Annotated in this window: 20 protein-coding genes and 1 pseudogene; 13 read left to right on the forward strand and 8 right to left on the reverse strand. The window is 74.3% G+C overall.

Translation table 11 applies throughout. The features are described 5' to 3' along the window. Positions 1-251 precede the first annotated feature (251 nt). The 4 genes from ACIBTU_RS25050 to ACIBTU_RS25065 all read left to right on the forward strand — a co-directional run bounded on the left by ACIBTU_RS25050 (position 252) and on the right by ACIBTU_RS25065 (position 5,013). A complete protein-coding gene (locus tag ACIBTU_RS25050) occupies positions 252-1,664 on the forward strand; it encodes a HEAT repeat domain-containing protein (RefSeq protein WP_399128634.1) in 1,413 nt (470 codons plus the stop codon). Between the two features lie 153 nt (positions 1,665-1,817). Beyond that, positions 1,818-2,942: a glycosyltransferase family 4 protein gene (locus tag ACIBTU_RS25055; RefSeq protein WP_399128635.1), complete on the forward strand. Its 1,125-nt coding sequence runs from the start codon at positions 1,818-1,820 to the stop codon at positions 2,940-2,942. Further along, a complete protein-coding gene (locus ACIBTU_RS25060; RefSeq protein ID WP_399128636.1) occupies positions 2,939-4,147 on the forward strand; it encodes a glycosyltransferase in 1,209 nt (402 codons plus the stop codon). Before ACIBTU_RS25055 ends, ACIBTU_RS25060 begins: the two co-directional genes overlap by 4 nt. Next, positions 4,144-5,013 (forward strand): SGNH/GDSL hydrolase family protein, encoded by an 870-nt coding sequence (locus tag ACIBTU_RS25065; protein ID WP_399128637.1) that lies wholly within the window; start codon positions 4,144-4,146, stop codon positions 5,011-5,013. The genes ACIBTU_RS25060 and ACIBTU_RS25065 overlap by 4 nt, the downstream gene beginning before the upstream one ends. Here ACIBTU_RS25065 and ACIBTU_RS25070 read toward each other — a convergent pair. Next, on the reverse strand, positions 5,010-5,765 hold the full coding sequence (locus tag ACIBTU_RS25070; RefSeq protein ID WP_399128638.1) for a DUF1838 family protein: 756 nt from the start codon (positions 5,763-5,765) through the stop codon (positions 5,010-5,012). The two genes, ACIBTU_RS25065 and ACIBTU_RS25070, sit on opposite strands and share 4 nt — an antisense overlap. A 155-nt stretch (positions 5,766-5,920) precedes the next feature. Here ACIBTU_RS25070 and ACIBTU_RS25075 point away from each other — a divergent pair, with 155 nt between their 5' ends. The 4 genes from ACIBTU_RS25075 (at position 5,921) to ACIBTU_RS25090 (ending at position 13,993) form a co-directional block, all read left to right on the forward strand. Beyond that, positions 5,921-6,628: a GntR family transcriptional regulator gene (locus tag ACIBTU_RS25075; RefSeq protein ID WP_399128639.1), complete on the forward strand. Its 708-nt coding sequence runs from the start codon at positions 5,921-5,923 to the stop codon at positions 6,626-6,628. Between the two features lie 92 nt (positions 6,629-6,720). Further along, complete coding sequence (locus ACIBTU_RS25080) at positions 6,721-8,247, forward strand: hypothetical protein (RefSeq protein ID WP_399128640.1); 1,527 nt, start codon at positions 6,721-6,723, stop codon at positions 8,245-8,247. A 103-nt stretch (positions 8,248-8,350) separates the two neighbouring features. Further along, a complete protein-coding gene (locus ACIBTU_RS25085) occupies positions 8,351-9,250 on the forward strand; it encodes a hypothetical protein (protein ID WP_399128641.1) in 900 nt (299 codons plus the stop codon). A 48-nt stretch (positions 9,251-9,298) separates the two neighbouring features. After that, positions 9,299-13,993 carry a hypothetical protein gene (locus ACIBTU_RS25090; protein WP_399128642.1) on the forward strand — a complete coding sequence of 1,565 codons (4,695 nt, stop codon included), beginning with the start codon at positions 9,299-9,301 and terminating at the stop codon, positions 13,991-13,993. A 76-nt stretch (positions 13,994-14,069) separates the two neighbouring features. Here the strand turns inward: ACIBTU_RS25090 and ACIBTU_RS25095 are convergent, their stop codons facing one another. After that, complete coding sequence (locus tag ACIBTU_RS25095; RefSeq protein ID WP_399128674.1) at positions 14,070-14,633, reverse strand: hypothetical protein; 564 nt, start codon at positions 14,631-14,633, stop codon at positions 14,070-14,072. Positions 14,634-14,942: 309 nt separating this feature from the next. Between ACIBTU_RS25095 and ACIBTU_RS25100 the strand changes: the two genes are divergently transcribed. The 4 genes from ACIBTU_RS25100 to ACIBTU_RS25115 are packed head-to-tail and all read left to right on the forward strand — an operon-like array spanning position 14,943 to position 19,238. Beyond that, entirely contained in the window at positions 14,943-17,717 is a 2,775-nt protein-coding gene (locus ACIBTU_RS25100; protein WP_399128643.1) for a nitrate- and nitrite sensing domain-containing protein, read from the forward strand. Beyond that, positions 17,714-18,151 carry a roadblock/LC7 domain-containing protein gene (locus ACIBTU_RS25105; protein ID WP_399128644.1) on the forward strand — a complete coding sequence of 146 codons (438 nt, stop codon included), beginning with the start codon at positions 17,714-17,716 and terminating at the stop codon, positions 18,149-18,151. Before ACIBTU_RS25100 ends, ACIBTU_RS25105 begins: the two co-directional genes overlap by 4 nt. 9 nt (positions 18,152-18,160) lie before the next feature. Further along, positions 18,161-18,565 (forward strand): DUF742 domain-containing protein, encoded by a 405-nt coding sequence (locus tag ACIBTU_RS25110; protein ID WP_399128646.1) that lies wholly within the window; start codon positions 18,161-18,163, stop codon positions 18,563-18,565. Positions 18,566-18,623: 58 nt separating this feature from the next. Continuing rightward, positions 18,624-19,238 carry a GTP-binding protein gene (locus ACIBTU_RS25115; RefSeq protein WP_399128647.1) on the forward strand — a complete coding sequence of 205 codons (615 nt, stop codon included), beginning with the start codon at positions 18,624-18,626 and terminating at the stop codon, positions 19,236-19,238. Positions 19,239-19,272: 34 nt separating this feature from the next. On the opposite strand, the gene glpK is transcribed toward ACIBTU_RS25115, so the two are convergent. The 6 genes and pseudogenes from glpK to ACIBTU_RS25145 all read right to left on the reverse strand — a co-directional run bounded on the left by glpK (position 19,273) and on the right by ACIBTU_RS25145 (position 25,654). After that, the gene (gene glpK / locus ACIBTU_RS25120; protein WP_399128648.1) at positions 19,273-20,775 is read right to left on the reverse strand and encodes a glycerol kinase GlpK; all 1,503 of its coding nucleotides are present in this window, start codon (positions 20,773-20,775) and stop codon (positions 19,273-19,275) included. 59 nt (positions 20,776-20,834) lie between these two features. Further along, entirely contained in the window at positions 20,835-21,572 is a 738-nt protein-coding gene (locus ACIBTU_RS25125; protein WP_399128649.1) for an MIP/aquaporin family protein, read from the reverse strand. Between the two features lie 273 nt (positions 21,573-21,845). Then, positions 21,846-22,587 (reverse strand): annotated as a pseudogene (locus tag ACIBTU_RS25130) (alpha/beta hydrolase). 350 nt (positions 22,588-22,937) lie between these two features. Then, complete coding sequence (locus tag ACIBTU_RS25135; RefSeq protein ID WP_399128650.1) at positions 22,938-24,128, reverse strand: lipid-transfer protein; 1,191 nt, start codon at positions 24,126-24,128, stop codon at positions 22,938-22,940. Continuing rightward, positions 24,125-24,583 (reverse strand): Zn-ribbon domain-containing OB-fold protein, encoded by a 459-nt coding sequence (locus tag ACIBTU_RS25140; protein WP_399128651.1) that lies wholly within the window; start codon positions 24,581-24,583, stop codon positions 24,125-24,127. Before ACIBTU_RS25140 ends, ACIBTU_RS25135 begins: the two co-directional genes overlap by 4 nt. 258 nt (positions 24,584-24,841) lie before the next feature. Next, positions 24,842-25,654 carry a M15 family metallopeptidase gene (locus ACIBTU_RS25145; protein ID WP_399128652.1) on the reverse strand — a complete coding sequence of 271 codons (813 nt, stop codon included), beginning with the start codon at positions 25,652-25,654 and terminating at the stop codon, positions 24,842-24,844. Positions 25,655-25,739: 85 nt separating this feature from the next. On the opposite strand from ACIBTU_RS25145, the gene ACIBTU_RS25150 reads away from it, so the two are divergent. Beyond that, positions 25,740-26,282, forward strand: a complete 543-nt coding sequence (locus ACIBTU_RS25150; protein WP_399128653.1) for an NUDIX domain-containing protein — start codon at positions 25,740-25,742, stop codon at positions 26,280-26,282. Positions 26,283-26,356: the final 74 nt, after the last annotated feature.

Consider the following 26,356-nt stretch of genomic DNA (forward strand, 5'->3'; position numbering starts at 1 on the left):
GTGCAGGAAATGTGGTCGCGGTGGGTGGAACCGCTGGGTCATGATGACGGCGTGATTTACGGACGCGACGGCGGGGCAGGTGGTGCCCACGTGCCGCGCGGCCCGTAGCCGGCCCGGTTCCGGGCCTTGGACGAGAGGCAGAGAGATGGTCTACAGCAAGCAAGAGACGGCGGGCGCTCCGACGTGTTGTCGCGTGACCAGGTAGTTGCAGGTTCCCGGTTGCGTCGACGCTTGATGTGAGGCTGTTTCCCATGTTCGAACCGGTCATAGCGCCCAGCGGTACGCTGCTCGGCCTGCTGCAGAGGGGCCGCGGCGACGGCACCCTGCACGCGCTGACGGCGCCGCGGGACGAGGCGCTCGCGGCTCTCAATCACTGTGTACTGAGCGACCCCCGCCACGACTGGCAGGTGGAGAACCGCTCGCTGTACTACGCCCGTCTCTACCTCGACCTCCACGGCGAGCTCGAGGAGATCGAGCGGCACCTCTTCGACCCCGAGGACCTCGTCGACACCGAGGAGTCCCGCACGGGGCTCGCCCTCGCCGTCCTCGGCCACCTCGCCTCGTACGGAAGGCGGGACGCCCTCGAGCTGCTCCGCAGGTACGCGGCGTTCGGCGGGAACTGGACGTGGGCGCTCGACGAGCTCGCCCTGCGGGACGACGACGCGGGCCTGCGCGCCCTCGCCCTGCCCGTCCTCGCGCGCTTCCCCGAGCACGCCGAGGCCGAGCTCGTGGCCGCCGTGCGCGACGCCTTCGAGCCACGGCCCTGGCGGCTGTGGGCCGAGGACCCGCGCCCCGAGGTGGGCGCCCGCGTGCGGGCCGCCCAGGAGGCCGGCTCCTTCGACCGCTGGCAGCGCCAGATGCGGCCCGCCGGACCCCGCCCCGGGTGGAGCGTCCAGGCCGTCTTCGACTGGGCGCAGGAAGGCCTCGAGCGCGGCGCACTGCTCCATGTGCCCGCCGCCCGCTGCCTGACCGCCGTCGCCGGGCCCGAGGACCGGCCCGAGATCGTGCGGGCCGCGCTCCACGGCCACGACGGCGCTCGCTGCACCGCCCTGCGCTACCTCGCCGACGCGCACGATCCCGAGGTGCTCGATCTCGTCGCCGCCGCCGTGGAGAGCCCCTCCCACACGGTGGTGGACGCCGCCCTCGACGCCTTCGAGCGGATGCGCAGCGTCGCCGCCGTCGAGCGCGCCCGGCAGTGGGCCCGCCGGCCCGACGCCCTCGGCGCCGCCGCCGGCCGCGTCCTCGCCTGCAGAGGCGCCGCCCAGGACGGCGAGCTCGTCCTGTGGGCCCTGCGCGAGGCCGTCCGCGGCGACGGCTACGACGGCCCCACCCTCTGGCCCCTCGTCGACGGGGCGGGCCGCCTCGGCATCGCCTGCGCCGCCCCCGTGCTGCGCCACGTCTACCGCGAGACGGCCTCCTCCCATCTGCGCGGCCGCGCCGCCCGCGCCCTCGCCGCCACCGACCCCTCCTTCGCCGCCGGCTTCGCCGTCGAATGCCTGTGGGACTGCGAGGAGTCCACCCGCGAGATCGCCGCACGGCACGCCGAGACCGGCGACGCCCGCGTCGTCGACCAGCTGCGCCGCCTCGCCGCCGACCCGGCCGAGGAGGCCGAGGTGCAGACCGCCGTACGCAGCCGCATCGGCCCCGACGCACCGGCTCTGTGAGCCGCTGAGACCCGGGAGGTGGCCCGCCGGTCGGGGGGCCGCCTCCCGGCGTTTCCCGGGCCGTTCCCCGGGCCGCGCAACGCTCACGGGACGTTCCCCGCCAGGAAAGATCCACGTCGACGCGACCACGTCCGGCCCGGCGACAACACCCGTATGCGTGTCGTCATCGTGACCGAGTCCTTCCCTCCCGACCTCAACGGTGTGGCGCACTGCGCCCTGCAGACCGCACGGCACCTCGCCGCCCGCGGACACGATCCCCTCGTCGTCGCCCCGGCCACCGCCGCCGGGCCCGAGGCGGACGCCGGAGCCCCCTGCCCCGTCGTCCGCGTCCCGTCCCTCCCGCTGCCCGGCTACCCGCAGGTCCGCGTCGCCCTCCCCAGCCGCCGCATCGCCCAGGCCCTGGTCGCGCACCGGGCCGAACTCGTCCACCTGGCCGGGCCGTTCGTGCTCGGCGTGCGCGGCATGGCCGCCGCCGCCCGGCACCGCGTCCCCGCCGTCGCCGTCTACCAGACCGACCTCGCCGGCTACGCCCGTACGTACATGGGGGCGGGGGAGGGCACCGCCTGGCGGCGCCTGCGCAGTGTGCACGCCGCCGCCGACCGCACCCTGGCCCCCTCCAGCGCCGCCCGGCGCGACCTGGAGGCGCACGGCGTGCCCCGCGTGCGCCTGTGGCCGCGCGGCGTCGACTCCGTACGCTTCCGGCCCGAACGGCGCGACCCGGCGCTACGGGCCGCGCTCGCCCCCGGAGGGGAACTGCTCGTCGGCTACGTGGGCCGGCTCGCCCCCGAGAAGCAGGTCGAACTCCTCGCCCGCACCTGCGCCCTCGACGGCGTACGGGTCGTCGTCGTGGGCGACGGACCCAGCGAGACCCCGCTGCGCGCCGCGCTGCCCGGCGCCGTCTTCCTCGGCCGCCGCACCGGCGACGAACTCGCCCGCCTCTTCGCCTCGTTGGACGTCTTCGTGCACACCGGCCCCTACGAGACCTTCTGCCAGACCGTCCAGGAGGCCATGGCCTCCGGCGTCCCGGTCGTCGCCCCGGCCGCCGGCGGGCCCCTCGACCTCGTCCGGCACGGCCGCACCGGACTCCTCGTACCGCCCGGGGACGCCGACGCCGTGCGCGACGCCGTGTGGTCCCTCGCCGCCGACCCCGCCCTGCGCGCCGCCTACGGGAGCGCGGGCCGCGCCGCCGTCGCCGGACGCACCTGGGAGGCAGTAGGCGACCAGCTCGTCGAGCACTACGCCGAAGTGCTCCACGCCCGTGCGGCGGTGGCGGCATGAGCGGCGCCCTGCGGATCGTCCGCCTCGCCAACTTCGTCGCCCCCACGTCGGGCGGCCTGCGCACCGCGCTGCGGGAACTGGGCGCCGGATACCGGGCCGCCGGACACGAGCCCGTCCTCGTCGTCCCCGGCGAGCGCCACACCGACCGGGACACCGAACAGGGCCGCGTGATCACCCTGCCCGGCGCCCCGCTGCCCGGCACCGGCGGCTACCGCGTCCTGACCGACCGGCGGCGCACCGCCCGCCTCCTCGCCGGCCTGCGCCCGGACCGTCTGGAGGTGTCCGACCGCATGACCCTGCGCTGGACCGGTGAGTGGGCCCGCCGCGCGCGCGTGCCCGCCGTCATGGTCTCCCACGAGACCGCGCACGGCGTGCTGCGCACCTGGGGCCTGCCCGAACCCGCCGCACGCCGCGCCGCCGACGCGCTCAACTCCCGTACGGCGCACGCCTACGCGCGCGTGGTGTGCACGACCGAGTGGGCCGAGCGGGAGTTCGTCCGGATCGGCGCGCGCAACGTCGTGCGGGCGCCCCTCGGCGTCGACCTCGTCCACTGCCGGCCCGAGCGGCACGACGCCGGGGTCCGGGCCCGGTACGCGCGCGAGGACGAGACCCTCCTGGTGCTGTGCACCCGGCTCTCCGTCGAGAAACGCCCCGGCGTCGCGCTCGACGCGCTGGCCGCCCTGCGGAGCGCCGGGGTCCCCGCCCGGCTCGTCGTCGCGGGCGACGGTCCGCTGCGGGCCCGGCTCGAACAGCGCGCCGCGGCCGGGCGCCTGCCCGTCACGTTCCTCGGGCACCTCGCCGACCGGGCCGCCCTCGCCGCGCTCCAGGCGAGCGCCGACGTCTGCCTGGCGCCGGGTCCCGCCGAGACCTTCGGCCTCGCCGCCCTGGAGGCCCTCGCCTGCGGCACCCCGGTCGTGGTCAGCGCCTCTTCCGCCCTCCCGGAGGTGGTCGGCCCGGCGGGCGCCGTCGCGGCCGATCACGGGGCCGCGTTCGCGGCGGCGGTGCGGGAGGTGCTGGGACGCCCCGCGCGGGGGCGCAGGGCGGCGGCACGCGCGCGTGCGGAGTCCTTCGGCTGGGACGCCGCGGTGGCCGCGTTCCTGGCCGCGCACGACGCCCCGCTGCGGGTGGCCGCCGCCGGACCTGTGCCCGAGGTGCTCAGGCCCGCCCGGAGGCCGGCCGACGTCCCGGAGCGGAGGGCGGCGTGAAGGCCCTGCGGTACACGGCCCTCGGGGACTCGCTCACCGAAGGCATCGGCGACTGTGTGGACGGAGCCTGGCGGGGCTGGGCGGCGCTGCTCGCCGGGGGCCTCGCGCCCGGGGGACAGCCCGTGGAATTCCACAACTTCGCGTCCAGTGGCGCCCAGACCGGCGACGTGCTCACCCGGCAGCTGCCCGCCGCGCTGGCCCTCGCCCCCGACCTCGCCTCCGTGATCGTCGGCGTGAACGACACCCTGCGCCGCACCTTCGACGTCCACGCCGTGGCCGCCCGGCTCGACGCGGTCTACGGGGCCTTCGGCGCGCGCGGCACGACCGTGCTCACCGCCTGCCTGCCCGACCCCGGCGCCCTGCTGGGGCTCCCCGGCGCCCTGGCCCGCCCGCTGGCGCGCCGCCAGGACGCGGTGAACTCCGTGGTCCACGCCCTCTCCGAGCGTCACGGAGCGCTCCATCTGCATGCCTGTGACGCCGAGTGGGTCGCCGACCGCGCCCTGTGGAGCGCGGACCGGCTGCACCCGGGGGAGCGCGGTCACCGGCTGTTCGCCGCCCGCGCGCACACCGTGCTGGCCGCCGCCGGGGTGGCCAGCGGACCCGCCCCGGACCTCGTGCCCGAGCGGCCCGCGCCGTCCCGAGCGGCCGGCCTGTGGTGGCTGGCGACCGCGGGCACCGGCTGGGTCGCCCGGCGCTGCACGGACCTGCTCCCGAACCTGCTGGCCCTGGCCGCCGACGAAGTCCGGCACGGGGTGCGGGGGACCGGCGCCCGGCTCGACGTACGCGCCTCGGCCGGGGTCGCCTCCGCACTGTCCTCCCTGACCGTCCGCGCCGGGCCCGAACCGCCCCGGATGCAGGCCGGCTAGCCCCGCGCTGGCGGGTGGAGCCGGCGGAAGTACGTCCAGCTGGTCTCGTTCGGCTCGCTCCATTTCTCCGGGGCGCGGGCGAACTCCGGGTGCCGCGCGGCCACGTACGCGCGCGTGCGCTCGGGAACCTCCTCGTACGCGCCGAGTTTGCGGCCCCGGCAGTGGAAGGTCAGCCCGCCCGGCCGCTGCCCCCGCTCCATCCAGGGCAGCCACGGGGACTGCCGGGTCCACGACATGGTCGCCGGGACGCTCGGCGCGGACCCGGCCAGATCGCCGCGGTCGGCGAAGAACTGGAAGAGCTCCAGGGCCCGGTAGGTGTCGCCGGAGGAGTGGACCGGGTAGTCGGCCACGGGCAGCGGCGAGGGGTAGGCGAGCGGGATCTCCAGGCTGAAGCAGACCTGCGCGCCCAGCTCGGTCGTCGGGACCGGGAAGGGGCGCCACTTCTGGTTCGCCGGATCGTTCCAGACGTGCACCACGGGAATGCCGCGCCAGGTCTCCAGGATCTCGCGGGTGGCCGGATCCAGGTAGAAGGCGGCCTCCCGGGACAGCAACTGATAGGCGTCCGGCCCCTGTCCGGTGTCCTCCACGAGGCGTGCGACATTGAACCCCTCGAAGCCGAAGAGACGCTCGTACGGCTCGTCCGGGGCCCAGGAGTACACGTCCCCCGACCACCAGTAGGTGACCTCCGCACCGTCGAGCGAGGCCCGGGTGCGGGCGAAGGAGCGGAGCCGGTCCGCGGGTGTCGTCGTCATGATCGGTACTCTGCGCGAGCGGCGCCCGCCCCGCCTCTTCCTTTGGGGCCTTTTTATGGGCCTCTTCCGGACACGTGGCCTTCTGGGCGGAGATCGTTCAACGATCCTCCGATACGCACGTTGTCTCGTTCCTGGATCTGCGCTTGAATGCGCCCGTGGCCACGGAAGACACGGAAGAACTGCACGCACTCGCGGACGACCGCGCGCTGCTGGGGCGCACCAGCACCGCGGAGCGCGTCGCCGACATCCTCCGGAGCCGGATCGCGGAGGGCTTCTTCCTGCCCGGCACCCGGCTCTCCGAGGACAGCATCGGCGGCGCCCTCGGCGTCTCGCGCAACACCCTGCGCGAGTCCTTCCGCCTGCTCACCCACGAGCGCCTGCTCGAACACCGGCTCAACCGCGGCGTGTTCGTCCGGGTCCTCAGCGTCGACGACGTCCAGGACATCTACCGCACCCGGAGCATGATCGAGTGCGCCGTCGTGCGCTCGCTCGGACAGCCGCCCTACGCCCTCGACCGCCTCGCCGCCGCCGTCGCCGAAGGGCAGCGCGGCGTCAAGAAGCGCGAGTGGAAGGTCGTCTCCACCGCCAACATCCACTTCCACCAGGAACTCGTCGCCCTCGCCGGCAGCGAGCGCACCGACGAACTGATGCGCAGCGTCCTGGCGGAACTGCGCCTCGCCTTCCACGTCGTCGACGACCCGCGCCGCCTCCACGAGCCCTACCTCGTCCGCAACCAGGAGATCGTCGACACCCTCGCCGAGGGCCGCCGGGACGCCGCGGAGCAGCTGCTCGCCGACTACCTCGACGACTCCCGCGTCGGCCTCGTCGAGGCCTACACCCAGCGCCTGCCGCACGAGGCGTAGCCCACCGCGCACCGCCCGCGGCGGCCGCTCGCCGGCCCAGGGCATTAGCGCCGTTTCGACCGTTGTCAGACCCAGCGCCTACTCTGTCCTGCGTGACTTCGCCTGCCACCACGGACTCCGCTCCGCCCCAGCTCAGCGCGGCGCCGCGACCCGCACCGGGCCCGGCCGCCGACGAAGGGCTCGCGCGGCGGCTGCGCGCGCTCGCCTGCACCGCGCCGCTGCACGACCTGGACGTGCGCAAGGCCAATCTCGCGGGCGAGTACTCGACGTACGGCATGGCCGAGGTGGCGCTCTCCGCGATCGACCTCGTCACGCTGAACATGGACTTCGACACGGGCGCCGACCACGAGCAGATAGTGGCCCGTCTGCTGCCCCGCGTCGCCGCCCAGGCCCCGGGCCGCCCCGCCGCCGAGCACGAGCGCGTGGCCCGCTGGGTCCTGGAGAACCTGATCAACGTGGGCAGTGTGGACCGCGGCTTCCGCGCGGTCTACGGCACCTTCGGCCCCGACGGCAGCTACGTCCGCAGGGACTACGACTTCAAGCTCATCGAGGAGGTCCCCGGCTACGGGGGCGGCGTCTACCTGCGCACCACCGACGAAGCGGTCAACGTGCTGGTGGGCGCCCTCGACACGGACGTGACCAGCGCCCAGATCGCCGCCGAGGTGAAGCTCGAGGTGCTGATCAGCCGCGGCCGCCTCGCCGACGCCCAGCTCGCCGCCGAGCAGGCCCGCTACCGGACGGTCCAGTACTCGGAGACCCTCCGCAAGGCCCTCGACGCCACCCGGCGCAACGTGCGGGCGGTCGACTGGCTCCAGGCCGTCCCCGACATGATCGCCGAGGCCCTCGACCACGTGGCCGACCGCTACCGCCACGAGAACGCGATCCTGACGAACATCCGCAAGGCACGCGACGAGTCGGAAGAGCCCGAGCACAAGCGCCGCGCCGCCGAGCTCGTCGACATCGTCAAGGACTGCATCCGCCGCCACACCCAGCTGCAGTCCCGCCTCCTGGAGGCCGGCCCGCTGTTCCGCGCCGAGCAGGACCGGCAGGCCTTCGCCGCCCCCACCACCCGCACCGGCCTCGACCTGTACGGACAGCTCGTCGCCCCGCTGCTGCCGCTCCCCGTGGAGAGCGCGATCAAGGTGACCGACGCCTTCTTCGCCCGCGGCACCGGCCTGCGCACCCCCGTCTCCGTCCGCGTCGGCGACCTCGTCGACATCCTGCTCACCCCGCCCCTGGAGCGCGAGCACCTCGGCGCCGAGATGCCCGAGCCCGACCTCATCGCCACGCCGGACGACAGCCGGTTCAGCGAGGAGCAGCTCGCGAGCGCCATGGAGCTGCTCGACCTGCCCTCCGACGCGCCCCGCCGCCTCTCGGGCCTGCTCGCCGAGGCCCGCACCCGCGATCCCGAACTGCCGTACCTGGTCGCCCTGCTGGCCGTCCACGCGGCGAGCCCGCCGGTCGGCACGGCCTACCGCCAGGGGGAGCCGAAGCTGCTGTTCGCCGTCGACGACGGCACCCAGCTCGACGATCCCGAGTTCGGCGGCGCCGACCTGATCGTCGGCACCGCGCTGCTCGACGCCGCCGGCATGGCCGCCGACCGGACGGAGGCCGCATGACGCGCGCCGCCCGGCACGCCCCCGTAGACACCGCCGGGCCCGTCCCCGGTCGCACCGCCGCAGCAACCGCAGGATCCGCAGGAACCACCGAGGAGCACCGCCCGTGACCGAGCACCCCGAAGAGCACGCCGAGTGGGGCGAGCCCGAGGCACCCGGCACCGGACCGGTCAGGGCCCCCGCGTCCGTCACCCCGGCCGACGCCGCCGACGCGGCCCGGCTGGTCTCCTTCGGCCTGCAGCCCAAGCTCCAGCCCTCCCGTGACCAGGAGTACGCCGAACTGCTGCGCCGCTACCGGGAGGACCCCGCGTTCGCCCGGCTCGCCGACGCCGTCGCCACCGGCCTCGGCCTCGTCGTCCTGGAGGTGTCCCCGCGCGCGGGCATGGCCGTCACCGCCGCCGAGGACTCCGTCTTCGCGGTCCGTATGGGCGACTACGCGCGCCGCACCGCCGCCGACTCCACCGACCGCTTCCTGCACGGCCTCGCCCACCTCGCCGTCGCCGCGCTCGCCTTCCCCCGCCCCGAGGACCTCGCCGACGACGGCTACATCGGCCGCGTGAGTGTCAACGGGGTGGACGCCTTCGTCCGCCAGGCCTGCACCAAGCTGGAGGAGCGCGCCGAGGAGGAGGGGGAGAACACGGACCCGGCGACCGACGCCCCCGGCCTGGAGGCCGCCTGGCGGATCTGGGCCCGGCGCAGCTCCACCGGCGCCACCAAGGACGCGCGCAGACTCGCCGGTTCGACCACCGGCATCGTCGGCAAGGCGCTCGCCTTCCTCACCGACTCCGGCTTCCTGCAGCGCACCGGGGACGACGGCGGCGGCACCTACCGCACCACCGCGCGCTACCAGCTCCAGGTCCGCGACATGGCCGGCACCGCCGCCATGGCCGAGCTCCTCGAGCTGGGCGTGGTCCCGGTGACCGACGGCTCCGCCACCCTGCTGCCGCCCATGGACGAGGAAGCGGCCGGGCTCGTCGCCGACGCCGGCCTGCCCTTCCACTCCTGACCCGGCGTCCCCCCACCTGAACTTCCGTACCTACCACGAGAGTCCGCCATGTACGAGCTGTCCCGGGTCCGCCTCTACTCCATCGGGCCTGCCGGTGCGCGCTACGCCGACACCGTGCTCGACCTGCGGGGAGTGGGCGCGCCGGTGCCCGACCCCGCGCCCCAGCAGGCGGAGTTCTTCGAGGACGAGCCCGTCGGCCCGCCGCGCCGCCCCGCGCCCGCCGGCGTGCTCTTCCTGGAGAACGGCGGCGGCAAGTCGGTCCTGCTCAAGCTGATCTTCTCCGTGATGCTCCCAGGCCACCGGAACACGCTGGGTGGCGCCAGCTCCGGCGTGCTGCGCAAGTTCCTCCTCGCCGACGACTGCGGACACGTCGCCCTGGAATGGCAGCACACCCTCACGGGCGAGCTCGTCGTGGTCGGCAAGGTCAGCGAATGGCGCGGCCGTCAGGTCTCCAACGACCCGCGGAAGTTCGCCGAGGCCTGGTACTCCTTCCGGCCGGGCCCCGGCATGAGCCTGGACGCGCTGCCCGTCGCCGAGGCCAGTGCCGTGCGCCCCGTCGCCGAGGGTGCCTCCGGCGCCCAGGGCCGCCGCCGCACCATGAAGGGCTTCCGCGACGCCCTCACCGAGGCGGGCAAGGCGTACGCCCACCTGGAGGTGCACTGGGAGGAGATCCACGACCGGTGGAACGAGCACCTCGGCGACCTGGGCCTGGACCCCGAACTGTTCCGCTACCAGCGGGAGATGAACGCGGACGAGGGCGAGGCCGCCGGCCTGTTCGCCGTCAAGAAGGACTCCGACTTCACCGACCTGCTGCTGCGCGCCGTCACCGACACCCGCGACACGGACGGCCTCGCCGACCTCGTGGGCGGGTTCGGGAACAAGCTGGGACGGCGTGCCGAGCTGATCGCCGAGCGCGAGTTCACCGCCGGCTCCGTCGACCTGCTCACCCGCATCGTCGAAGCCGCCGACACCCGCTCCCGCACCCGTGACATCCACACCGCCGCGGAGCGCCGCACCCGCACCCTCGCCCGCCGCCTCTCCGCCCGCGCCGCCGTCGAGCGGGGCCGCGCCGGTGACCTCGCACAGCAGGTCACCGCCGCCGCCCACACGGTCACCGGCGCCGACACCGCCCGCGAGCGCAGCGCCCTGATCGCGGCCGAACTGGCCTACCGGCACGCCTCCCTGGCGCTCGCCGGAGCCGAGAAGGCCGCCGCCGCCCAGAAGCGCGAACTGGCCGACGCCCGCACCCTGTACGCCGCCTGGCAGGCCGCCGAGGCCGTGCTGCGCCACCGCGCCGCCGCCGACCGCTCCGCGCGCGTGGCCGTCGCCATCCGCGAGGCCGAGCGCGACGCGGCCCCCGCCCTCGCCGCCCGGGCCAAGGCCGCCGCCGATCTCGTACGGGCCCTGCACGGCGCCGCCGGGAAGGCGGAGGCGCACGCCGACGAGGAAGAGGCGCGCTCCGCCGTCCTCCAGGAGGCCGGTGAGACCGCGCACCGCGACGCGACCGCCGCCGCCACCGAGGCCCAGCGCGCCCGCAGCGAGCTCGGGCACCTGCGCCAGCGTCTGGCCGAGGTCGAGCAGGAGACCGCCGAGGCGGTCCGGGCCGGCTGGATCGACGACAGCGCGCCCGACGTCGACCCGGCCCGCGCCGCGCTCGCCGCCGCGGACGCCGAGAAGTCCACCGTCGCCGCCTGGGACACCGCCCGCGAAGCCGCCCGCCGTGCCACCGAGCACGCGCGCGAGGCCGCCGCCGCGGAGGCCCGCGCCGAGCTCACCGCGGCCCGCGCCGCCGACGCCGCGAGCGCCGCGGAGCGCGCCCACCGCGACGAGGAGCGCACCGCCGCCTCCCTCGCGGAGGAGGAGCGCCTCGCCGCACTGCTCGGCACCGGCGGCACCTCCCTCACGGAGGACGAGCACTTCGGCGCGGCGGGCGGCGGCTTCCCCGGCGCCGTCCGCGCCCGCGCGGTCGCGGGCCTCGTCCCGCAGCCCCGCACCGACAGCGCGACCGGCACCGAGGGCCGGCTCACCGCGGAGGACCTCGACCGCGCCGCCGACGACCTCAAGCCCCTGCTCGACGACTCGGTGGCCTCCGCCGAGCGCCGCCTGTTCGAGCTGCGCACCGCCGCCGCCGACGACGCGCGCATCCTCGGCGCCCTCGGTGACGGCGGACTCCTGCCGCCCGGCCCCGATGTCCTCGCCACCGTCGAGTACCTGGGCGAGCACGGCATCCCCGCGCTGCCCGGCTGGCGCTACCTCGCCCAGGCCGTCGACCCGGCCGACCACGCGCGCGTGCTCGCCGCCCGGCCCGAGCTCGTCGACGGCGTCATCATCACCGACCCCGACTCGCACGCCCGCGCCCGCGAGACCCTCGCCGGCGCCGCCCTGCTGCCCCGCTCCGCCGTCGCCGTCGGCACCGCCGCCGCACTGCTCGCCCCGACCCCGGCCGAGCCCGCCCCCGGCGCCGACGACACCGGCGTCTTCCTCGTGCCGCCGAACCCGGCCATGCACGACGAGCACGCCGCCGACGAGGAGCGCCAGGCCCTGCGCGAGCGCGCCGCGCTGCGCGACGAGGACATCCGGGTGCTCGCCGCCCGCCTCGGCAAGGACCGCGAGCTGGCCGCCCGCCTCGCCTCCTGGCGCTCCGGCTGCCCCGCGGGCCGCCTCGCCGAACTGGCGGCGGCCGCCCGCGACGCCCGCGCCTTCGCCGAGGAGACCGAGGCCGAGCTCGCCGAGGCCCGCACCGCGCGCGCCGAGGCCGACGAGACCGCCGCCGAGGCGACCCATGTGCGCGACGAGCGCCAGGAGGCCGCGCAGAAGGCCCGACGCGCCGCCGACGCGCTCGCCGGACTCGCCTACCGGCTGCGCGAGCGCGCCGCCTGGCAGGCCAAGGTCCGCGAACTGGCGGACGAGGCCGTCGAGTCCGAGGCCCGCGCCCAGACCTGCCTGGAGCGCGCCCGCGCCGCCGACGAGGACCGCCGCGCCGCCCAGCGCTCCGCCGACGACGCCCACCGCACCGCCCGCACCCTGCGCGCCGAGCGCGCCGAGATCGCCGGCGCCCCCGACGACGTGCCGGAGGGCGAGACCCCGCAGGCCTCGCTGCCCGCGCTGCGCGAGGCGTACCGGGCCGCGTCCCAGGTCTACGAGAAGGTCGGCGTCGGCGCCGACCTGCGCGCCGAGCAGGCCCGCGCGGAGAGCGACGAGTCCGCCGCCCTCGCGGAGCTGGACCGGCTGAGCAACAAGGTCCGCACCCGCGCCGCCGCGCTCCTCGAATCGCCCGAGGGCTCGGACGGGCCGTCCCGGCAGGCCGCCGCCGCCCGTGCCGAGGAGCTCGTCCAGCTCCTGGAGACCCGCACCTCGACCGCCAGTGAGCAGCTCGGCCGGCTGCGCGGCGAGGCCGAGCGGCACGCCCCCGAGGACGACGCCGAGGCACACACCGAGCTCCCCGAGGAGCTCGTGCCGGACGGCACCGAGCACGCCCAGACCCTGCTGCGGACGGCCACGGGCGAACTGGCGGCGCACACCGAGGCGTTGAGCGCCGCACGCGCCGCCCACGCCGAGCTGCTCGACGCCCACCGCTCCGCCGAGGACGGCGCGGGCGGCTTCGACGAGACCGCCGCCCTCCTGCGCGACCTGCTCCGCGACCACACCGCGGAGACCGACGAGCAGGAGGAGCCCGAGCCTTACCCCGGCTCCCTGGAAGAGGCCCGCCGCGGCGCCGCCGAGTCGCGGCGCTCGCTGCGCGGCTGCGCCGCCGATCTGTCCACCGCCGAGTCCGCCGTCCGGGAGGCGAGCGACATCCTCGTGCGGCACGCCAACTCGACGCGGTACGAGCAGGTGCGCACGCCCGCGCGGCAGCAGATCCGGGAGCTGCCCGCCGTGGCGCTGCCGGAGCACGCGCAGAAGTGGGCCGACGCGTTCGCTCCCCGGCTGCGTGTCCTCACCGACGAGCTGGCCCAGTTGGAGCGCAACAGGGAATCGATCGTGGACCGCCTGCGCGGACTCGTGGAGTCCTCACTGGCCACGCTGCGCTCCGCCCAGCGCCTGTCCCGGCTGCCGGAGGGTCTCGGCGAGTGGTCCGGCCAGGAGTTTCTGCGGATCCGCTTCGAGGAGCCGGACCAGGCCACGCTCACCGAGCGGCTCGGCGAGGTGGTCGACGAGGCGACCCGCGCGGCCGTCAAGAAGAACTCCGACCTGCGCCGCGACGGCATGTCCCTGCTGCTGCGCGGTGTCAGTGCCGCTCTGCAGCCCAAGGGCATCGCCGTCGAGATCCTCAAGCCGGACGCGGTGCTGCGCGCCGAGCGGGTGCCGGTCGGGCAGATGGGCGACGTGTTCTCCGGCGGGCAGCTGCTCACCGCGGCCATCGCCCTGTACTGCACGATGGCGGCGCTGCGGTCGAACGACCGGGGGCGCGACAAGCACCGGCACGCGGGCACGCTGTTCCTCGACAACCCGATCGGCCGCGCCAACGCGACGTACCTGCTGGAGCTCCAGCGGGCCGTGTCCGACGCGCTCGGTGTGCAACTGCTCTACACCACCGGTCTGTTCGACACGACGGCCCTCGCCGAGTTCCCCCTCGTCATCCGGCTGCGCAACGACGCGGACCTGAGGGCCGGGCTGAAGTACATCAGCGTGGAGGAGCACCTGCGTCCCGGACTGCCGCAGCAGGACCCGGAGGGCGAGACCGTGCACGGAGAGATCACGGCCACCCGCATGTACCGCAGGCCGGAGCCGCAGGCGGGCTGACCGCCCGGCCGGCCCGCTGTCGGGTGCGCTTCAGCCGCCCGGCCGTCTCGCCGTCAGGTGCGCTTTCGGTCGCCTGTCAGGTGTGCTTGAGCCGCCCGGCCCCGCCGTGCCCCCGTATGTTCTCCGGGGCGCTGCGGGCCGTGCGCCGCGCCCGGCGCCGCTCTCTGCGCAGCTGCCGGGCCGTGCTGGCGGGGGCGGACACCACCCCGTTCCGCTGGTTCCACACCTGGCGGGTCACCCAGACGTCCAGGACGCCCCAGGTCGCGACCACGGTGCTGCCGACACTGCTGAGGACCATGGGGAAGGCGAGCCAGGAGTCGGCCAGCGTGCACAGCACGGCGATCACCGCCTGGATCAGCGTCAGCGCCACTATGAGCACGGCGCGCACGGCGGCCGTACGCACCGGATCGGGCATGCGCCGCCGCGTCGCCGGCTCCTCGACCCACAGCTCCCTGCGCCCTGCCGTGCCCATCGCCACGTCACTCCCCACCACGTCCGGACGCCGCCCGAGCCGATGATGCGCATCGGCTCTGCTGAGTGACTGCCCGGTTTGCTCCGATTCACGCCGCCTGGGCGGCCCCTGCCCCGCATCGCTCGTGATCTGTGCCCGTGCCCCGCGCCCGTGATCCGTGTTCGCGATCTCTGAGGTACGACGACCGGCACCCGCGAAAGATTCCCGAATTCGGACAACTGGCCTGCTCTCCAAGAGGGGAGCGAAGGATTCCGGCCAACCGGCCGGGCAAGCGGACGGATCTTGTTCGATCAGTCGCAGTCGATCACGGGCCGCAATCTACCGCAATGCCCGGACAACTCCGGATGCCCCCAAGGGCGTTCGGCCGAACACCATCCGGACAGGCCTTCGAGTTGGTGCCGTCGCAGTAGTAGGCTCGCGCCGTTTGTTGACGCACATGTGTGCCCCCTGACCGCGGGGGCGATCTTGGGGGAGGCCATGCGCTTTCGCGGGAAATCGATCCGCCGGAAGATCGTGGCGTTGCTGCTGGTGCCGTTGTTGTCCCTGACCGCCGTCTGGGCCTTCGCCACCGTCATCACGGGCCGCGCCGCAGTACAGCTCGTCACGGCGGGCAGGATCACCGACTCGCTGGCGATCCCGCTGGTCGACACCAGCCGCTTCCTCCAGGACGAACGGCGCCAGACCCTCGTCTACCTCGCGGACCCGCGCGCCTCCGAGGCCCAGTCCGCCCTGCGCGCCAAGCGCACCGCCTCCGACGAGGCCCTGTCCGATCTCAAGGAGCGGGCCGGTGACGCCGACGCCCGTGACGACCTGGACGACCGGTCCCGCGCCACCCTCGACGCCGCCGTCGAAGGCTTCGAAGGCATCGAGTCCCTGCGCCGCAACGTCGACGAGGGCACCGTCACCCGCGTCCAGGCCCTCGACTTCTACACCCGGCTCATCGCACCGACCTACGACTTCCTGCTCGACCTCACCGCGCTCGACGACGCGGTCCTCGAGCGCGAGGGCCGCGCCCTCGCCGGCCTCGTCCGGGCCCGCGAACTCCTCTCCCAGGAAGACGCCCTGGTCGGCTCCGGTCTCGTGGCCCGCCGCCTGACCCGCCTCGAACTGCGCCAGGTCTCCGACCTCGCCGCCCAGCGCACCCTGCTCTACGACACCAGCCTCGCCCTCCTGCCCGGCGACGAGCGCGCCCGCTACGAGCGCTACTGGAAGAGCCCCGGCACCGCCCCCCTGCGCACCGCCGAGGACACCGTCGTGAAGGGCGCCCCCGGCGTCCCGCGCGGGGTCACCGCGCAGAGCTGGGACCAGGCCGCCGGAACCGTCCTCGGCGACCTCGTCGACCGCGACCAGGCCGCCGGCGACCGCTACCAGGAGCGCGCCCGCCCCACCGTCCTGAAGATCTTCTTCCTCGCCGGCGTCGCCGGGGTGCTCGGCCTCCTCGCCCTGCTCTTCTCCCTGTACCTGTCGGTCCGCATCGGCCGCGGTCTCGTCCGCGACCTGCGCCGACTGCGCCTGGAGGCCCACGAGGCGTCCGGCGTCCGGCTGCCGAGCGTCATGCGCCGGCTCGCCACCGGTGAGGAGGTCGACGTCGAGACCGAGGCCCCGCGCCTCGAGTACGACAAGGACGAGATCGGGCAGGTCGGCCAGGCCCTCAACACCCTCCAGCGATCCGCCGTCGAGGCCGCCGTCAAGCAGGCCGAACTGCGCCGCGGCGTCTCCGAGGTCTTCGTCAACCTCGCCCGCCGCAGCCAGGTCCTGCTGCACAAGCAGCTCACCCTGCTCGACACCATGGAGCGCAGGACCGAGGACACCGACGAACTCGCCGACCTGTTCCGCCTCGACCACCTCACCACGCGCATGCGCCGGCACGCCGAGGGCCTCGTGATCCTCTCCGGCGCCGCCCCCTCCCGCCAGTGGCGCAAGCCCGTCCAGCTCATGGACATCGTGCGGGCCGCCGTCGCCGAGGTCGAGGACTACGAGCGCATCGAGGTCCGCCGGCTGCCCCGCGTCGCCGTGACCGGACCGGCCGTCGCCGACGTCACCCACCTTGTCGCCGAACTCCTGGAGAACGCCACGGTGTTCTCCCCGCCGCACACCGCCGTCCAGGTCCTCGGTGAGCGCGTCGCCAACGGCTTCACCCTGGAGATCCACGACCGCGGCCTCGGGATCCCGCCCGACGCCCTGCTCGACGCCAACCTGCGCCTCGCCGAGACCCCCGAGTTCGAGCTCTCCGACACCGACCGGCTCGGTCTCTTCGTCGTCAGCCGTCTCGCCCAGCGGCAGAACGTCCGCGTCTCCCTCCAGCCCTCCCCGTACGGCGGCACGACGGCCGTCGTCTTCCTTCCCGACGGGCTGCTCACGGACGACGCACCGGACACCGAGGGCGCCGGCTTCCGGCTCGACCGGCCCGACGCGGCGCGCCGCGCGCAGAACGTGAAGCGCGGCGAGCGGACCGGCGGCCGCGACGCACTGCCCGGCCTGCCGCCCTCCGTGCTCGACGGCCCGGTGGAGCTCGAAGCCCCGCTGGCCACCGCCGACATGACGGAGTTCCCTGGCGCCCTCGGTGACGAGGACAGCGAGCGCGGCGGCCTCTTCCGCCCGCGCCGCCCCGTCGCCGGGCCGGCCGGTGAGCAGCACCAGAAGGGCGAGCAGCACCAGAAGGCCGACGAACCCGAGCAGGACCGGGCGGACGCGCCCGGCGGTCTGGTGGCGCTGCCCCGCCGCCGCACCCCCAAGCTCGTCAGCTCGCACGGCCGCCCCGTCACGCACGACCGCCCCGGCGACCGGGACCGCGAGCGCGCCGCCGAGCCGGGGGAGCGGCACGACCGCGACGGCGACCGGCGCCGCCCGGAGCCCCTGCGCGGCGGGCCCGCCCGCACCACGGCGGAACCGGCCCCGCTCGGCGACCTGCCCCGCCGCCGGGCCCGTGCCGCCGAACCGGCCCGTGAGACCCCCGCGCCGGCACCGGACCCGCAGGGCCCGCAGGAGCAGACCTCCGGGTCGCTGCCGCGCCGCGTGCGCCAGGCCAGCCTGGCACCGCAGTTGAAGGACGGACCGGACCGGCGCGGCGACCGCGCCCCCGGCCGCGAGGAGACCGCCTCCGCCGATCCCGCCGACCGTGACGCCGACGAGGTGCGCAGCCGTATGGCCTCGCTCCAGCGCGGCTGGCGGCGGGGACGGGAGGAGAACGCCGCGAGTGCCGGCTCCGACGGCACAGCACAGGGAACGACATCTGAGGGGGACGGTCGATGACCGCACCGAAGGCCGGCGCACCGACCACGAACGGTGGCTCGAGGGAGCTCAACTGGCTCCTCGACGACCTGGTCGAACGCGTCGCCGGTATCCGCAAGGCGCTCGTGCTCTCCGGGGACGGACTGCCGACCGGGGTCTCCAAGGACCTCGACCGGGAGGACAGCGAACATCTGGCCGCCGTCGCCTCCGGCTTCCACAGCCTCGCCAAGGGCGTCGGCCGGCACTTCGACGCGGGCGGTGTCCGGCAGACGGTCGTCGAGCTCGACGACGCCTTCCTGTTCGTCACCGCGGCCGGTGACGGCAGCTGTCTGGCGGTCCTGTCCGACGCGGACTCCGACGTCGGCCTCGTCGCGTACGAGATGACCCTGCTGGTCAAGCGGGTCGGCGCACATCTCGGGGCCGCGCCGCGCACGGATCTGCCCGGTGGGGGGTAACGGGTCGGTATGAGTGCAGACGGGCAGGGGACGCAGGAGACGCACCACTGGTTCGACGACGAGGCAGGGCCCGTGGTGCGCCCGTACGCCATGACACGCGGCCGCACCACCAGCGCGGCCCAGCATCGCCTCGACCTGATCGCGGTCGTCGTCGCGGAACCCCGCGCCGACGACCCGGCGACGGACCAGACCCTGTCGCCCGAGCATGTCGAGATCGTCCATCTGAGCCGGGACCGGCCCCAGTCCGTGGCCGAGCTCTCCGCCGAACTCGACCTCCCCATAGGCGTCGTCAGAGTGCTGATAGGCGACCTCGTCGACGAGGAGCTGGTCCACGTGACCCGCCCCGTACCGCCGGCGGAGCTGCCCGACGAGAGCATTCTGCGCGACGTGATCAACGGCCTGCGCGCGCTGTGAACACCACGGAACGCCACGCGGGCCCTGTGCAACACGACCCCGACAGGAGAGACACCCCATGATCTTCGGGCGTTCCGCGCGCGGCGCGGCCCCGGTCGAGCCCGTCACGCTCAAGATCCTGGTGGCCGGCGGCTTCGGCGTCGGCAAGACCACCCTCGTCGGTGCCGTCAGCGAGATCAGGCCGCTGCGCACCGAGGAACTGCTGAGCGAGGCGGGCCGGCCCGTCGACGACACCCAGGGTGTCGAGGGCAAGCACACCACCACCGTCGCGATGGACTTCGGGCGGATCACCCTGCGCGAGGACCTCGTCCTCTACCTCTTCGGCACGCCCGGCCAGGACCGCTTCTGGTTCCTGTGGGACGAGCTCGCCACCGGCGCCCTCGGCGCGGTCGTCCTCGCCGACACCCGCCGCCTGGAGGACTGCTTCGCCGCCGTCGACTACTTCGAACGGCGCGCGATCCCGTTCGTCGTCGGCGTCAACTGCTTCGAGGGCGCGGCCCGTTACCCGGCCGACACGGTGCGCCAGGCACTCGACCTGGATCCGTCCGTCCCCGTGCTGCTGTGCGACGCGCGGGACAAGGAGTCCGTGAAGGACGTGCTGGTCGGCGTCGTCGAGCACGCCGCGGCGACGGCGGCCGACCGCCGGAGCGCCGCGGCCGCCGTCACCCCGTAGGCGAACCTCGTAGGCGAACCCCGTAGGCGGGGCCCTAGACCTCGTCCTCCAGCCAGCCGAAGCTCTTCTCCACCGCCTTGCGCCAGTTGTGGTACTCGCGGTCACGGGTCCGGGCGTCCATCGCGGGCGTCCACTCGACGTCCCGCTGCCAGTGCGTCTTGAGCTCGTCCAGGTCGTTCCACACACCGGTCGCGAGCCCGGCCGCGTACGCCGCTCCCAGACACGTCGTCTCGGAGACCCGAGGCCGGATCACCGGCACGTCCAGCACATCCGCCTGATGCTGCATCAGCAGATGGTTCTTCGTCATGCCGCCGTCGACCTTCAGCGTCGTGATCCGCACGCCCGAGTCCTGGTACATGGCGTCCACGACCTCGCGGGTCTGCCAGCTCGTCGCCTCCAGGACCGCCCGCGCGAGATGCGCCTTCGTCACGTACCGGGTCAGGCCCGTGACCACACCGCGCGCGTCCGAGCGCCAGTACGGGGCGAACAGACCGGAGAACGCGGGCACGATGTACGCCCCGCCGTTGTCCTCCACACTCTCCGCGAGCGTCTCGATCTCGTCGGCGCTGCGGATGATGCCGAGCTGGTCGCGGAACCACTGCACGAGCGCGCCGGTGATCGCGATCGACCCCTCCAGGCAGTAGACCGGCGCCTCCGAGCCGATCTTGTACCCCATCGTGGTGAGCAGCCCGTTCTTCGACGGCACCGGCCGGCTCCCGGTGTTCAGCAGCAGGAAACTGCCGGTCCCGTACGTGTTCTTGGCCGTCCCCGTGTCGTAGCAGGCCTGACCGAACACGGCCGCCTGCTGGTCGCCGAGCGCCGAGGCCACCGGCACGCCCGCGAGCTGCCCGACGGCCGTCCCGTACACCTCGGCGGAGGAGCGGATCTCGGGCAGGACCGCCTCGGGCACGTTCATCGCGGCGAGGATCGACGGGTCCCACTGGAGGGTCTCCAGGTTCATCAGCATGGTGCGCCCGGCGTTCGTGACGTCGGTGACGTGCACCCCGCCGTCCGTGCCGCCGGTGAGGTTCCAGATCAGCCAGGAGTCGATCGTGCCGAAGGCGATCTCGCCGCGCTCGGCCCGGGCCCGCAGCCCCGGCACCTGGTCGAGCAGCCAGGCCGCCTTGGGCCCGGAGAAGTAGCTGGCCAGCGGCAGCCCCGTCTGCTCGCGGAAACGGTCCTGGCCGTCGGCGCCGCCCAGTTCGTTGCAGAGGGCCGCGGTACGGGTGTCCTGCCAGACGATCGCGTTGTGCACGGGGCGGCCGGTGGCGCGGTCCCACAGCACCGTCGTCTCGCGCTGGTTGGTGATGCCGAGGGCGCTGAGCTCGTCGGCGCGCAGGCCCGCCTTGGCCAGGGCGCCGGCCACGACGGCCTGCACCTTGGACCAGATCTCGGTCGCGTCGTGCTCGACCCAGCCGGGCTTCGGGAAGATCTGGCGGTGCTCGCGCTGGTCGACGGCGACGATCGCGCCGTCCTGGTCGAAGACGATGCAGCGGCTCGAGGTGGTGCCCTGGTCGATGGCGGCGACGTACTTCACGGGTTCTCCCTCCGGGCGTGCGTGCGTGCTCGGAACTGCTCAGAGCTGCTCAGGACTGCTCAGAACGCGAGGTTGTAGATGACCCCGGACAGCGCTCCGCCGATCAGCGGGCCGACGACGGGGACGTACGCGTAACCCCAGTCGGACGTCCCCTTGTTGGGGATCGGCAGGAAGGTGTGGACGATGCGGGGGCCGAGGTCGCGGGCGGGGTTGATGGCGTAGCCCGTCGGTCCGCCGAGCGAGAGGCCGATGCCGACCACGAGCAGCGCCACGACGAGCGCCTGCGTGCCCGACTCGCCGAGCCCCTTGGTCAGGCCGAACGCGAGGATCGGCAGCACGAGGCCCATCGTCGCGATGATCTCCGTGAGGAGGTTCGCGACGGGGCTGCGGATCTCGGGGATCGTGGAGAAGATGCCGAGCGTCGGCGTCGGCCCGTCCGGCTCCTTCTCGGAGTGCACATTGGCGTTGAACTGGGCGAGATAGACCAGGTAGGCGAGGACGGCGCCCAGCATCGCGCCGACCATCTGGCCGAGGACGTAGACCCAGACCTTGTCCCACTTGCCGGTGTCGATGGCGATGCCGAGCGTCACGGCCGGGTTGAGATGGCCGCCGGACAGCGGCGCCGCGGTGTACGCCCCGGCCAGGACGGCGAAGCCCCAGCCGAACGCGATCACGATCCACCCCGAGGCCTTGGCCTTGGAGTGCTTGAGGGTGACGGCGGCGCAGACGCCCGCGCCGAACAGGATCAGGATTCCGGTGCCGATGACCTCACCGAGGAAGATGTCTCCGTTGCTCATGGCGGCTCCTAGGCCCTCACCCGGGGCGGGCGGTCGCGCCCCGGTCCTCCGTGCAGGGCGCAGTCGGGATCACACCAGGGGGAGCGGGCCCCGTGAGGCAGGAGAGGGGGCCGTGACGCGGCGGAGCCGACTGACACCGGGAAGTGTTCACCGGGGCCGGGGGAGCGTCAAGGTCGCCGACCGCACGGGATGTGGCGCGAGCCCCCGCCGGATCGGCAGGGGCCCGCGTTCTTCACTTCGGGAGCCGGGGGGCCCGGTTCAGGCGCCGGCCGCTCACCTCAGATGCCGTGCGAAGAACCGGGCCGCGTCCTCTCCCGCGGACTGCGGGACGCCGGTGTGCCCGCCCATGTTGGCGTTCAGCGTCTTCTCCCGGGAACCGAAGGCGTCGAACAGGTCGAGGGCCGCCTGCCGGTCGTTCCCCTCGTCGTCCCACTGCAGCAGAACGTGCAGCGGAACGGTGACGCGGCGGGCCTCCTCGAACATCACGGCGGGCACGAAGCTCCCCGCGAACAGGCCGGCGGCCACGATGCGCGGGTCGACCACCGCCAGCCGGATGCCGATGGAGATCACGCCCCCCCGAGTACGCGACCGGGCCGCCGATCCCGGGCAGTTCGAGCAGCGCGTCCATCGTGGCCCGCCATTCGGGGACCGCCTGGTCGACGAGCGGGAGGACGAGGTCGTCGATGATCTCGGCGCTCACCGGTTCGCCGGCCTCCAGAGCGCGGCGCAGGTCGGCGCGCGCCCGGTCGACGACGGGCAGGCGGGGCCGGTCGCCGCTTCCGGGGAGCTCGATGGTGGCGGTGGCGAAGCCCTCCGCCGCGGAGTGCCGGGCCCGGCCAAGCAGCCGGGGGTAGATCCGGTCCAGTCCGAGCGGGGGGTTGCCCAGGAGGATCAGTGGGACCGGTGCGGACGCGTCCGCGGAGGCGGGCGTCCAGAGGATGCCGGGGATGTCGCCGAGGGTGAACCGGCGCTCGACGACGTCCCCGTCGAGCCGCTGGTCAGAAGTGAAGTGCAAGGCCTGATGCAAGGGCTGATGCAAGGTCTGGTGCGTGGTCTGGCGCATGGTCGTGCCTTTCGGGAAAGCGCGTGAGACGGCGCTCCCGGACGACCTACCGCCCGACCATGACCCCGGAGAGGAGCACCCATGTCGATACTGTGTTCACGGGTACCACCTCCTTGTTCTCCGGCACGGCCACCGGGAAAGTAGCAGCGGTCGCGACGGTCCGCCAAACGGTTTTCGGCGGGGCCCGGTGGCCGCGGGCGGCGCGGCGACGGGTGCCGCCGCGCCCACCCGGCCCCGGCTCCGGACAACGTGGCGACGGGTGCCGCCGCGCCCACCGGGCCCCGGCTCCGGACAACGCGGCGTCAGCGCACGGCGACCACCGACGACCCGTGCCCGAAGAGCCCCTGGTTCGCGGTCACCCCGACCCGCGCGCCCTCCACCTGCCGCTCCCCGGCCGCCCCGCGCAACTGCCAGGTCAGCTCGCAGACCTGGGCGATCGCCTGGGCCGGCACCGCCTCGCCGAAGGAGGCGAGCCCTCCGCTCACGTTCACCGGTATGCGGCCGCCGAGCGCCGTCGCCCCGTCCCGCAGGAGCTTCGCTCCCTCACCCGCGCCGCACAGCCCGAGGTCCTCGTACCACTGGAGCTCCAGTGCCGTGGACAGGTCGTAGACCTCCGCGAGCGACAGGTCCTCGGGGCCGATACCGGCCTCCTCGTAGGCCGCGCGGGCGATCGACGCGCGGAAACCCGGCCCCTGCGGCTCCGCCCCGGCCGCCGAGTCCGTGGCGATGTCCGGAAGATCCAGCACCGTCGTCGGATAGGTCGGCGTCACCGTGGAGACCGCCCGGATCCGCACCGGGTTCCGCACCCCGTGCCGCCGCGCGAACTCCATGCTGGTGAGCACCAGCGCGGCCCCGCCGTCCGATGTCGCGCAGATGTCGAGCAGCCGCAGCGGATCCGCGACCACGGCGGACGCGGCGACCTCCTCGGTGGAGACCGCCTTGCGGTAGCGCGCGTTCGGATTCAGTGTCCCCGCCGCCGCGTTCTTCACCTTCACCCGGGCGAAGTCCTCCAGGGTGTCGCCGTGCAGCGCCATGCGCCGGCGCGCGTACAGCCCGAAGTAGGTGGGGTTCGTCGCCCCGAGCACCCGGAAGCGCAGCCAGTCCGGATCGTCCGGCCGGTCACCGCCGGCGGGCCGGAAGAACCCCTTGGGCGCGGCGTCGGCGCCCACCACGAGCACCACGTCCGCCAGGCCCGCGAGGATCTGCGCCCGCGCCGTGCTCACCGCCTGCGCCCCCGACGCGCAGGCCGCGTACACGCTGGTCACCCGGGCGCCCTGCCAGCCGAGCGCCTTCGCGAACGTCGCCCCCGCCACGTACCCCGGATACCCGCCGCGCACGGTGTCCGCGCCGACCACCGACGCCACGTCCCGCCAGTCGAGACCGGCGTCGGCCAGTGCCGTCCGCGCCGCCGCCGTCCCGTACTCCACGAAGCTGCGGCCCCACTTGCCCCACGGGTGCATGCCCGCACCCAGCACCGCCACGTCCCCGGTCATGCCCGCACCCCCGTCGGCCGCCACTGCCACGTCGTCCAGACCGTCCCGCTCTCGTCGTCCCCCTCCTCGCCGAGCACCCCCGGCACGACCTCCACCTCCATGCCGATCTCCAGATCGGCCACCGACACCCCTTCGACCCCCTGGCCCAGGACCACCATCCGCTCCGCGGCCAGCTCCACAGCGATCAACGTGCGGGGCTCCCACGGAAGTTCCGGGTCCGAGACGTACGGCGCCGGCGGCCGGTAGCGGCCGTCGGTGTACGACCAGACGCGCCCGCGCCGCGACAGCGGGACCTCCACCAGCTCCCCGCCCGCGCAGGCCGGATTGCGGCACAGCCCGTCCTCGCGGGGGAAGAACACCGACGCGCAGGCGGCGCAGCGCGTCCCCAACAACCGGAAGTCGTCACCCTCTCCGGTGAACCAACCGGCCACGACCGGTGTACGCGTACGCCCCACAGTGCCTCCCCGGCAGCGATCATCTGACGGAACGTCAGAAGTGTGCCACGGGCAACCGCCGGGCGGCAGGGGGCGGCGGGAGCCGACGGGGGATCGGCGGGAGTCGACAGGGGATCGGGCAGGGGATCGGCGGCGGAGAGACAGAACCATGCGGCGCCCTTCGGCGTCCGTCTAACGGGGAGGGCGCGACCGGGATCCACGGGGGTGGTTCCGGTCGCGCCCTCCGTCCGTTCCGGGGTCGCCTCCGCCGCTACGCGGTCAGTTCCGGCCCGCCAGCGACTTCCGGGAGACGGGGAAGTCGAAGTAGGTGTCGGGGAAGAGTTCGGGCTTGTACGTGTAGTGCCACCACTCCTCCGGAAGGTTCACGAAGCCCTGCCCCATCAGGGCGTCACGCAACAGGTCCCGGTTGGCGCGCTGCGCCCCCTGGATGCGCGGATCGTCGGTGTGCGCGAGCGTGTCGAAGCAGTCGAACCCGGTACCCATGTCCACCGAGTTGTCCGGGAACCGCTCCGCCTGAGGCCCGTAACAGGGGGTCAGTTCCTCCCCGGGCACGTACGCGCGCGTAGGCAGAGCCGGCAGCTTCACGAGCGTCAGATCCAGCGTGGACCCACGACTGTGCCCCGACTTCGCCGCGATGTAGCCGTCGTCGAACAGCCGCGTCTTGTCGACATGGGGATAGAACTCCGGCTTCATCCGCTGGTCGCTCAGGTCCTCGGCCCAGCGCACGAAGTGGTCCACCGCCCGCTGCGGCCGGTAACAGTCGTACACCTTCAGGGAGTAGCCCTTCTTCAGGAGCCGGGTCTGCGCCTGGTGGAGCGCTTCCGCCGCCGGCCGTGTCAGGATGCACATCGGCTTCTTGTAGCCGTCCACCGGCTCCCCGACGAAGTTGTGCTCCGTGAAGTAGCGCATCTCCTGGATGATCGTCGGATCGACCTCACTGAGCGCCACGAACTCCCTCGGCGCCTTCGGATCGGGCTTCGCCTGCGCGGCGGACGGCGCCACGGCCACGCCGAGCAGCGCGGCGGCGGTGACGGCGACGAGACGCCGCAGAACGGTTCCGGTTCGAGTCATGGCCCAGCGTCTACCAGGAAGCGGCCGCTCGGGGGAAGACCGGCGGGCGCGATCGAGCGCGTGGCGATCGGATAAAGTCCGCGCCGTGTCCGCATCGACGCCCCACCCCACGGCCTCCACCCCCGTACCGGGCTCCCACTGTTCGAGCTGCGGAGCCCCCTACGCGACCGGCACGCACGGTTGGCCGCGCACCTGCCCCGCCTGCGCCTCCGTCGCCTACCGCAACCCCCTGCCGGTGGCCGTCGCCCTGCTGCCCGTCCACGACACCTCGGGCACCGCCCTCGTGACGATCACCCGCACCATCCCGCCCGCGCTCGGCAAGACCGCCCTGCCCGGCGGCTTCATCGACGACCGCGAGGACTGGCGGCACGCGGTCGTCCGCGAACTGGCCGAGGAGACCGGCATCGTCGCCCCGGCCCGCGAGGTCCGTCTGGCCGACGCGATGAGCGCCCCCGACGGCCACCTGCTCCTCTTCGGCCTGCTGCCCGAACGCCCGGCGGCCGAACTGCCGCCCAGCACCCCGACGAACGAGACAACCGGCTGGAACCTCCTCCGCCGCCCCACCGAACTGGCCTTCCCCCTCCACACGGCAGCCGTGAAATCCTGGTTCGAGGGCCGCTACAGCTGACCTCGGCGCAGGGGCACCCAACTACTGACTCTCCCGGCTCGGAAGGGCCCCAGCACGCCCGTGAAGGGCCCGCA

Source organism: Streptomyces sp. NPDC050145 (genome assembly GCF_044460245.1).
GTDB lineage: Bacteria > Actinomycetota > Actinomycetes > Streptomycetales > Streptomycetaceae > Streptomyces.